Annotated in this window: 9 protein-coding genes and 1 riboswitch; of the genes, 5 read left to right on the top strand and 4 right to left on the bottom strand. The window is 41.9% G+C overall.

Translation table 11 applies throughout. The features are described 5' to 3' along the window. Nucleotides 1-276: 276 nt before the first annotated feature. Together ACED46_RS20685 and ACED46_RS20680 are read right to left on the bottom strand one after the other, a co-directional pair. Nucleotides 277-882 (bottom strand): hypothetical protein, encoded by a 606-nt coding sequence (locus ACED46_RS20685; protein ID WP_265676046.1) that lies wholly within the window; start codon nucleotides 880-882, stop codon nucleotides 277-279. Between the two features lie 21 nt (nucleotides 883-903). Further along, complete coding sequence (locus ACED46_RS20680) at nucleotides 904-1,635, bottom strand: hypothetical protein (RefSeq protein WP_371722335.1); 732 nt, start codon at nucleotides 1,633-1,635, stop codon at nucleotides 904-906. A gap of 200 nt (nucleotides 1,636-1,835) precedes the next feature. On the opposite strand from ACED46_RS20680, the gene ACED46_RS20675 reads away from it, so the two are divergent. Both ACED46_RS20675 and ACED46_RS20670 read left to right on the top strand, forming a co-directional pair. Next, nucleotides 1,836-2,528, top strand: a complete 693-nt coding sequence (locus tag ACED46_RS20675; protein WP_371722334.1) for a hypothetical protein — start codon at nucleotides 1,836-1,838, stop codon at nucleotides 2,526-2,528. A gap of 99 nt (nucleotides 2,529-2,627) precedes the next feature. After that, nucleotides 2,628-3,371, top strand: coding sequence for a Fic family protein (locus tag ACED46_RS20670; RefSeq protein WP_371722333.1), 744 nt, complete (start codon nucleotides 2,628-2,630; stop codon nucleotides 3,369-3,371). A gap of 87 nt (nucleotides 3,372-3,458) precedes the next feature. On the opposite strand, the gene trmA is transcribed toward ACED46_RS20670, so the two are convergent. Continuing rightward, nucleotides 3,459-4,571: a tRNA (uridine(54)-C5)-methyltransferase TrmA gene (gene trmA / locus ACED46_RS20665; protein ID WP_371722332.1), complete on the bottom strand. Its 1,113-nt coding sequence runs from the start codon at nucleotides 4,569-4,571 to the stop codon at nucleotides 3,459-3,461. 154 nt (nucleotides 4,572-4,725) lie between these two features. Continuing rightward, a riboswitch (cobalamin riboswitch) is annotated at nucleotides 4,726-4,930 on the top strand. A gap of 39 nt (nucleotides 4,931-4,969) precedes the next feature. On the opposite strand from trmA, the gene btuB reads away from it, so the two are divergent. The 3 genes from btuB to murI are packed head-to-tail and all read left to right on the top strand — an operon-like array spanning nucleotide 4,970 to nucleotide 8,368. Next, a complete protein-coding gene (gene btuB, locus ACED46_RS20660) occupies nucleotides 4,970-6,787 on the top strand; it encodes a TonB-dependent vitamin B12 receptor (protein ID WP_371722331.1) in 1,818 nt (605 codons plus the stop codon). Nucleotides 6,788-6,835: 48 nt separating this feature from the next. Continuing rightward, the gene (locus ACED46_RS20655; protein ID WP_017061052.1) at nucleotides 6,836-7,501 is read left to right on the top strand and encodes an ATPase; all 666 of its coding nucleotides are present in this window, start codon (nucleotides 6,836-6,838) and stop codon (nucleotides 7,499-7,501) included. Nucleotides 7,502-7,561: 60 nt separating this feature from the next. Beyond that, nucleotides 7,562-8,368, top strand: coding sequence for a glutamate racemase (murI, locus tag ACED46_RS20650; RefSeq protein WP_017061053.1), 807 nt, complete (start codon nucleotides 7,562-7,564; stop codon nucleotides 8,366-8,368). Here murI and ACED46_RS20645 read toward each other — a convergent pair. Beyond that, the gene (locus ACED46_RS20645) at nucleotides 8,331-8,783 is read right to left on the bottom strand and encodes an RNA-binding protein (protein WP_017061054.1); all 453 of its coding nucleotides are present in this window, start codon (nucleotides 8,781-8,783) and stop codon (nucleotides 8,331-8,333) included. The genes murI and ACED46_RS20645 overlap by 38 nt on opposite strands. Nucleotides 8,784-9,202: the final 419 nt, after the last annotated feature.

The raw sequence follows: 9,202 nt of genomic DNA, 5'->3' as shown, positions 1-9,202 counted from the left end.
GCGGTATCTGTGTTGAGGCTTGAAAGTCAATGAGTCGATTTAAAGACGCTTACACTTCAAAGCTTTGAGCTAAGATATCAGCGGCTTTTTCGAGTACTTGCAAGGCCGTAACAGGCGCAGGAAACTCATAGGTTGCAATGGGTAATTGGGTAGGCATAGGTCAATCCTCTTAGGTTACAGGCACAAAAAAGCCCGCAGCGCATAAGAGCGTTACGGGCGATTAAGAATAGAGATACACCTAGGTAATATAGACCTGTTATTTTTTGATATGGTGCTTTATTTTTGAGTGATAACCGTTAGGCTGTAGTCTTGGAACCCATCCACCTGAATTCTAAAAACCCCCTCTCCCTTTGAGTCTTTAATTATCGTCTCGATTTCACCCCCATGATCTAAAAATTCTTCAAATGCCAATTCAAGTTCACGATAAGCACGGAAGTTTCTAAACTTAGGACCAAGCACGCGTTCGATAGTATCATCTAAGCTACTTTCAACTTGATCTATATCTGAAAGTAACATGCGTTTGGGTAACGGAAAGGTAAAAGCGTTTGTCAATTTTGAGCCGTTGATATCCACTGTTGCGCCCATCTGCTTGTACATCGCACCTAACTCTTGAGCAACGGAAATCGTTTGTTGTTTTTCTTCGTCAGTAACATAAAATTCATGCCATAGAGTGACAGAAGCGATAATTAAGGCCACGCATAAACTGAATGTTCTTCCGTGACTTTTCCCATAGATGACTCCAAGAACCGAAAAAAAGAGCAGCCCCCACATCCAAGTATCTTGTATGAAATATCCTACCGAAAATACAACGTATACCAAAAAGTCAAAAGCTGCGGTTAGCAACATGAATATGACAAGAACAATAATAGCTAAGTAATTCATAATCGTCGGATTCCCTCTCTGTTAATTAGAAGTAGAAAAATATTCATTACCAAGATTGGTATGAACCTTTACTTCTAATACGTCCTCAATTGAGCATCGAAACCCCACGGCTTTCTTTTGGCCAAATTGCAGTGAGCTAGGGAAGAAGCTAAGTGGCCTACCATCCAGTGTTTTACTCATTGTTGGACAGTGTCCTCTATTGATAGTGACTCCTTGCAAAGTAACGGAATCAGTCACAGCTTGAATAATCAGAGTCGGGATTGGAACTTGGCGAAGAGTAATATCTCTTGCATAAGTCGTTTTTAGAGAGATTGAAACTAAACCTGTATTGCGATACGTAGTATCCGCTTCAGAAGTGTGAGTTTGTTGGTTGTCCGTTGCTTTAGGCTCTTGAGGGGAACGATTTTTATTCGCTACTGAGAGAAAATTGTCGCTGCATTGTGTAAACTCCCCTTGATATTCAAATAGAGCAATATCAAGGTCATATTTTCCTACTTGGCAATACTGCCCATTAATCTTTGAATAAATGTCATAAATACATCCTTGACTACCGCAAAAGTACGAACTGTAAGCTGCGTAATCTAAGACGCCGTCATCGTTAAAATCAGCCGCTTGTATCGTTACTTTTATGCTTTCATCATTAACGAGTTCATTAACTACTCGCCACTGCTGCTCAATATCACTCTTAATTGATGCGTTTGCGGCTGGTAGGATAAATAAAGATAAAGTTATCCATAAACCTGACCTTTTCATTGGAACCTCTTACACCTAAATAAAAGTAAGCAGGCTACATATTGGCTTTGCACTATTTGCAAACACTGACGTTGAAGGTTTAAGTTGTGATTAACATCACGATTAATCATCTCATCCATCGTAAAAAACCAACTTTGCATAATGTGCAAAGTCAGTCATTACTCTGGGAAGCCATCTTTGAAATAGAAAGTGGCACTTCTTTGGCCGATAAACACCCAATCAAAACGATGGAAGTCTTACTGACTCTTTGTGATGTTATTCCCAAGCACACATCTCAACCATTAGGCTACCAAGCTCTTGCTGATACTGTCATCTCTCGTGGTACATCTGCGAGTTATCACTCCGTTAGGCGGATATTAAAGAATAGACGTCTACAAGAGTTACTAGGTATTGAGGTTCTGACTGTGGGGACCTCTCATGCTGTGCGATATCGTGCTAATTATCTAGAAGGCTTTCCCCATGCGGCTCTTGTCGCCTATCTATCCTCAAGCATGCTTCTTCATTATTTACCAGACAAAGTAAGGAGTCGTTTCCTTGAAGCGATTTCTCCTTATCTTGAGCAGTTTGAAAAGCTGCATGATGGGAATCGAGATAAGCGTTGGTTAAATAAACTACCCGTCGATAAGAAAAGTGCTCACCATTGGTCCAAGCAGGCAATGACGCCAGAGCTTGATAGTATTCTTGGTGCTTTATATACCGAGCAATGGTTAGAAATTACTTATCAGACAGAAACGAACAGCACTCCTTTGACAGAAGTCATTTGGCCTCTTCACTTAAGCCTTGAGGAGCCTGAAGGTGTAAAACTCTGTTACTCTCGTAATCAAGCACAGAAAGCAACGACAAGCATCCCTCTTGCTCTGATATCTCACGCTAAGCGTCAATATTACTCGTAAAGTTCTTGTTGGCTATATGTGGCAGTATGCTAGCCGTCTACCTAGGCGTTAATTGGATTTACTCATACAACCTAGTTGCTAACTAAGTCGGAGTAATCAATGTATAATCAGGGTTCTGACTCAATAACAAATAGAAAAGCCATGTGTACTGATACTAAGTGGGGGATGACTCCCAATATTCCTCTTGCAAAGCAGCTCGCAAAACGTGATGTCCCTTCTTTGGTGTATAACGCTGTTAATCTCGAAGGCGTTGCTATGACGTTACCGGAAGTGCAAACCATCCTTGATGGGGTAACGGTTGGTGGGCATAGGATCAGCGATCAAAACATGGCTCAAAATCAAGCCAAGACTTGGCAGTATATTTTCGAGTTAGTTAATAATGGCAGTTTTTCGTTTACCAAAGAAACTGCTTTAACGCTTCATTCTATTGCAGCGGAAGAGGAAGCATTGGAGTGGGGTAAGTTTCGTACAGGGTATGTGTCTATTACAGGCTCAGAGTATGAACCACCAGCTCCAACTGAGTTAGATGAAAAATGGTTAGAAATGGAAGCTAATGTTTTCGTACAACTCGATGTTTACGATCGAGCTATCACGGCTTTCTTACAAATGGCTAGAAACCAATTTTTTTGGGATGTGAATAAGCGAACGGGACGGTTTATGATGAATGGGATTTTATTAAGTAAAGGCTATCCGATTATTAATGTCCCAGCTAAAAGGCAGCAAGAGTTCAACACATTGATGTTGGACTTCTACACAACGAACAATATGCAACCTATGAATCAGTTTTTACGTAGTTGCATTGATGAAAAGCTGATGAAGAATTTTCCGGTGGGTAAGCTCTAGTCTCAGCAGTGTAGTGATGAAAATTTTTGTTCCCGTACCCAGAGCCGTACCCAGTAGAGTTATTTACCTTATCTGATGGCGTATAACTTATTGATCTTTAAGCTCCAATAAGACTCCTGCTTCCATGTGGTGCGTGTAAGGGAACTGGTCAAACAGAGCAAAACGAGTGATGTCGTGCGTTTCGCTTAGGATGTCTAGGTTCTCTTTCAATGTTTCAGGGTTACAAGAGATGTACATGATACGCTCGTAGCCTTGAACCATCTTACAAGTATCAACATCCATACCTGAACGCGGTGGATCAACAAAGATAGTGTTGCAGTTGTAGCTCTTAAGATCGATGTTCGCTTGCTGTAGACGACGGAACTCACGCTTGCCTTCCATTGCTACAGTAAAATCTTCTGCAGACATACGGATGATCTGAACATTTTCAATGTTGTTCGCAGCGATGTTGTATTGCGCAGATTCTACTGACGGTTTCGCCAGTTCAGTTGCCAGTACACGCTCGAAGTTTTGTGCTAGCGCTAATGAGAAGTTACCGTTACCACAGTAAAGCTCAAGTAAGTCGCCTTTGCTGTCTTGAGTACAATCGACAGCCCATTCCAACATTTTCTCTGCCACTTTGCCGTTGGGTTGAGTAAAGCTGTTCTCTACTTGTTGGTAGATGTAGCTATCACCATTCACATCTAGCTTTTCAATTACGTAGTCGCGGTCCAGTACGATTTTCATCTTACGCGCACGGCCAATCAGGTTTAGGTTAAAACCTTCATCGTTTAATTGCTGCTTAAGTGCTTTAGCATCTTGAATCCACTGTTCACCTAATTGACGGTGGTAAAGCAATGACACCAAAATTTCGCCGCTTAACGTAGAAAGGAAGTCTACTTGGAATAGCTTGTGGCGCAGAGAGTGGTTGTCCTTCATTGCATCTGTTAATAGAGGCATTAGGTCATTGATAAGACGGCTAGCTGCAGGGAACTGGTCTACGCGGTATTTTTCTTTAGTCTCTTGATTGAACATGACGTAATACATATCGTCACCTTCATGCCACACGCGGAACTCAGCACGCATGCGGTAGTGTTGTTCTGGAGATTCATACACTTCCAGTTCAGGCACATCATATTCTGAGAACATTTCTGTAAGACGCTCTGTCTTTTCTGCCAGTTGTTCTTGGTAGCGTTGCGGGTTTACATCTAAATTCGCCATGGTTATGCCTTTTGCTGTCGTGCTTTTAAATCAAGAGCGCAGATTTTATTCAATCACAGGCGCTTGTCCAGTGTTGAGCGCCATTCAATGTAAATCGACCATGAAAACTATAGCTTATAACTATCTTAGACTAGACAAATGATTCAGAGGTCAATACTATCTCCGGCAAGCTGGTGCCATTTAGATGTATAGATGGCTGAAGAGGGAATCTGGTGTGAATCCAGAACTGACGCGCAGCGGTAAAAGAGAACGAGTATTCATCAGACACTGCAAATAGCTTTTTGTGGGAAGTCGAATATCAGGTAACCATAAGGTTGTGCTCTTGAGTCCGAATACCTGCCAGCGGCTAAACCATGACATGTGGTTTGGTAGGAATTTACGCGATTTAGGATCACAACATGAACAAATCCCTTTTAGCGGTTGCTGTAGCATCGCTGCTTTCACCTATCTCCAATTTACACGCCCAACAAGCATCTGCCGACGAAACCATGGTGGTTACGGCTAACCGTTTTGAGCAAAGCACGGAAAGTGTTGTCGCTCAAGTTGAAGTAGTAACACGCCAAGATATCGATCGAATTCAAGCTAAGTCTCTAACAGATGTGTTTAGACGATTGACGGGTATTCAGGTTTCACAAAATGGAGGCCGAGGACAGCAAGCTTCGATCTTTGTTCGTGGTGCTAACTCTGATCAAGTGCTTGTTCTCATTGATGGTATTCGTTTTGCGCGAGCTGCAAAGGGTGGTGTCGATTTTAGCCAGTTACCAATTACATTCGTTGACCGAGTGGAATACGTTCGAGGAGCTCGTGCCGCTATGTATGGCTCAGAAGCTATCGGCGGTGTTATCAACATTATTACTGTTGCAAACTCTGACAATGAAAAAACGGCAGTTAGTGCAGGTTTAGGAAGCTTAGATTACCAAGAGCTGAGCTTTGTTAGTGGTACTAAGGTCGGTGAAAATGGTCACTTGAACGTATCTGTTGGTTACGATTCCGATGAGGGATACAACGTTCATCCATTACCAGATGTTAATGATGGTGATCGCCATGGTTTTGAATCACGCAATGCTCTAATTGGTTATGTTCATAATTTTGATCAGCAATGGAGTGGCTTCGCGAATTTCCGTATGTTTGAAACCATTTCTCAGTACGATGGTTCATTTGGTACAGACCATTCTTACAAAGAAGCTGAAGTTCAAAATTCGACCTTTGCTACTGGTGTTAAATATAGTGGCCGTGAACTTAAGTCTGATTTCTTAGTTAACTATCAGAATCAAGATAACTGGAACTACGAACAGTCTTTAGGCAAGAACTCAGCGTCAGCAACATCTGATGAGCTTGAACAGCTAAATGTTCAATGGGTGAATTCATACAAACTAACGTCGTCACTGACTCTTAGTGGTGGTGTAGATTGGCGTGATGAGGCTTATATTGTTAAGCCTTCGAATACTGAATACGACAGAACGAATGTTGCGTACTTCGCTGCATTAAACGCAGATGCGGATAAAGTGTTCGGAGAACTGAGTCTTCGTGTTGATGACAATGAGCAGTTTGGTACAGAAACTACTTACAACACAGGGTTAGGCTATCGTTATGCTGAGTGGCTTGTTGTAAAAGCAGCTTATGGCACATCCTTCAAAGCACCTAACTTGTATCAACTATATAGCTACTACGGTAATGCACAGTTAGAAGCTGAAAAGGCAGATTCATTTGAACTGACTTTTGGTGGCTTAATCAAGGATGTTGATTGGTCGATTACTGGCTATGACACGAACGTCGAAGACTTAATTGATTACAACTACGCGACAAGTAAGTACTACAATACCGATGGCGAAAGCCAATTACGTGGTGTGGAAATGGTCGTTGGATTTGATACTAGCTTTATTAACCACCAAGTGAGCGCTAATTTCCAAGACCCAGAAGATCAATCTGGTGAGCAACTGATACGCCGAGCTAAGAAGATTTACAAGTATAATGCAGTGGCTAGTTTCGATGATGTTGATGTTTCATTAGGTTTCCAATATGTAGGTGAGAGACCGGACTTCTCTGAAGATCTCGCAGCGTATAGCTTGTTTGATGTTTCAGTGAACTACTATGCGAATGAAAACCTTACTTTAAATGGTCGAGTGGATAACTTAACTGACGAAGAGTACGAGACTGCTGGTGGATACCCATCACCAGAGCGTACATATTACGTGAATGCTACTTACCAATTCTAATTATCACCTAAACCGCCTTCGGGCGGTTTTTTCTTATTGGGTATATCAATGAAAAAGAAAGTCGTCATAAGTTGGTCGTCAGGCAAAGACTCTACATTAACCCTAGAACGTCTACTTGAAAGCACCGAGTATGAAGTTGTTGCTCTCTATACTACGTATGTTGGTGATGAGGTTCCTTTCCAAGTCACGTCAATCGAGGTTGTCGGAATGCAGGCAACATTGTTCGGCTTGCCATTAATAACGATTGAGCTGCCGGAAGTCTTCCCAAGTAACGAGATCTATCAAAGTACGATTGTTACGGCGCTTAAAGGATCGGGTTTATCTATTGATGCCGTGGCATTCGGCGATATGTTTTGCAATGGTATTGCTGACTACCGAAGAAGTTATATAGAACCTGCGGGCTGGGAGTGTGTATTTCCTCTACTGGGAGAGAGTAGCCAAACTCTGGCTCAAGAAATCATAAATAGAGGAATCGAAACCTTTCTCGTCACAGTTGATAGCGATGCATTAGACATGAGCTATTGCGGGAAAGAATACACGCCTGAACTAATAGACAGTTTGCCAAGTCACGTCGACCCATGTGGAGAAGATGGTGAGTTCCATACCTTAGTCACGTCAGCGCCATGCTTTAAAGGTAAGCTTAAGATAGAGCTAGAAAATGTAGAGCAGGGTGAGCGCTTTGGGCATCAACGCTACCGAGCTTGCATTATGTAGAGTGATGATTGGCGAAAACTAGGTGAAGGGGTATCATTGCTGCGGAACTTATTACAGGTAATGGTTGTGTCGGAAAGCATACAAAAAAACATATTGGTCTTTGATTCTGGAGTTGGCGGTCTGTCTGTATATAAAGAGATAAGCCAGTTACTACCCAATCACAACTATATCTATGTATTCGATAACGAGGCTTACCCTTATGGTGAGCTCGATCAGCAAGTCCTCATTCAGCGAGTCCAAAGTATCGTCGCCAGTTTTGTGGCGAGTCACGCTATTGATATCGTGGTGATAGCTTGTAATACGGCCAGTACGATAGTCCTGCCGACACTTCGCGCTAATAACCTTATCCCTATTGTCGGCGTAGTCCCGGCAATCAAACCTGCTTCGTTACTGGCTAATAAAGCGGTTGGCCTTATTGCGACTCCCGCGACGATTACTCGTGAATACACACACGAGCTCATCAAAAACTTCTCGAGTAATAAAAGAGTAGAGCTGTTGGGTTCTACTCGGCTGGTGGATATGGCCGAAGATAAACTCAGAGGCGAGGAGATTAGCCTTGAAGAGTTACAGCAAATCCTTCAGCCGATGATCAACACAATTGATGTGGCTGTATTAGGATGTACTCATTTCCCATTGATCAAATCAGAGATTCAACAAGTACTAGGTGAAAGTGTAGTGCTGATAGATTCTGGTAAAGCGATAGCTAAGCGGGTTCAAGATTTGTTGGGTTTGGAAAGCGTTAATAAAGAAGGGGGAGTACGTGAAGTTTTTTGTAGTGCACTTCCTAAAAAAGAAAGTGCACTAAATAGTATGTTAAAGCAGTTAGGGTTTAGCTCAGTTCAGATTCGTCCGCTTCAGGATGTTTAGGATCATTTGCAACACGTACTTTTAAAGTGCGTTGCATGTAATCTTTATCGTTAAGTGCAGAGATTGCATGATTCACATCATTACTTGCCATAACAACAAATCCAAAGCCTCTTCTTTTACCAGTACGTTTGTCTTTCATTAAACGTACTGCAAATACTTCACCATGCTCTGAGAATAATTCACGTACATGTGATTCGTTCGCTTTGTATGGAAGGTTACCCACATAAAGTGTTTTGGTTGAAGCCTTAGGTTCTGAATCTGATTTTGAGTCGGTGCTTGAAAAGTTAACAACAAAAGCGGAAGCCAAGACACCAAGGATAAAGGTAATTGCAGGCGATATATCTACCTGAGAGAAAACAATGCCGCCTAATACAGCCAGTGCGACAATTAACAACATCGATTTTTTTGAGTTCATATCGGAATACTACATATTAATAAACGAAATAGACGCATCTACCATTAACAAAATAGACACATGAATCTTACGTTCATGGCTTCCATTTTTCCAATGTATTGCTGTGATACGTCTCAAATGTTTAGTTTTTATTCGAAAAATGCGGATCTGGTGGCTTTTTAGGCGAACAAAACTTTTATTTCAAAAAGCCCTTGTGCTCCATCTCAATCTCTCTATAATGCCGCCTCACCGACACGGAGTGAGACGAAAGTCACACAGCGAAATCGGTAGAGAAAAAGAGTTTGAAAATAACCCTTGACTCTCAAAGTGGTGCAGGTATAGTACGCACCCCTAGCGGCTGAGATGTGAATCACAAAACGCTAGCGCTCTTTAACAATTTAAACCTATCAATCTGTGTGGGCACTCGTTGATGAATATCA

This window comes from Vibrio sp. 1S139, from assembly GCF_041439475.1.
In the GTDB taxonomy this organism is placed as follows: domain Bacteria; phylum Pseudomonadota; class Gammaproteobacteria; order Enterobacterales; family Vibrionaceae; genus Vibrio; species Vibrio crassostreae_C.
The sequence above is the reverse complement of the archived record's forward strand: the minus strand, read 5'-3'. Positions and strand labels throughout refer to the sequence as shown.

Bases quoted from the DNA above. Each gene is read 5' to 3' on its own strand.
- ACED46_RS20685 (WP_265676046.1), bottom strand. From the start codon at position 882: ATGAATTACTTAGCTATTATTGTTCTTGTCATATTCATGTTGCTAACC.
- ACED46_RS20680 (WP_371722335.1), bottom strand. From the start codon at position 1,635: ATGAAAAGGTCAGGTTTATGGATAACTTTATCTTTATTTATCCTACCA.
- ACED46_RS20670 (WP_371722333.1), top strand. From the start codon at position 2,628: ATGTATAATCAGGGTTCTGACTCAATAACAAATAGAAAAGCCATGTGT.
- trmA (WP_371722332.1), bottom strand. From the start codon at position 4,571: ATGGCGAATTTAGATGTAAACCCGCAACGCTACCAAGAACAACTGGCA.
- btuB (WP_371722331.1), top strand. From the start codon at position 4,970: ATGAACAAATCCCTTTTAGCGGTTGCTGTAGCATCGCTGCTTTCACCT.
- ACED46_RS20655 (WP_017061052.1), top strand. From the start codon at position 6,836: ATGAAAAAGAAAGTCGTCATAAGTTGGTCGTCAGGCAAAGACTCTACA.
- murI (WP_017061053.1), top strand. From the start codon at position 7,562: ATGGTTGTGTCGGAAAGCATACAAAAAAACATATTGGTCTTTGATTCT.
- ACED46_RS20645 (WP_017061054.1), bottom strand. From the start codon at position 8,783: ATGAACTCAAAAAAATCGATGTTGTTAATTGTCGCACTGGCTGTATTA.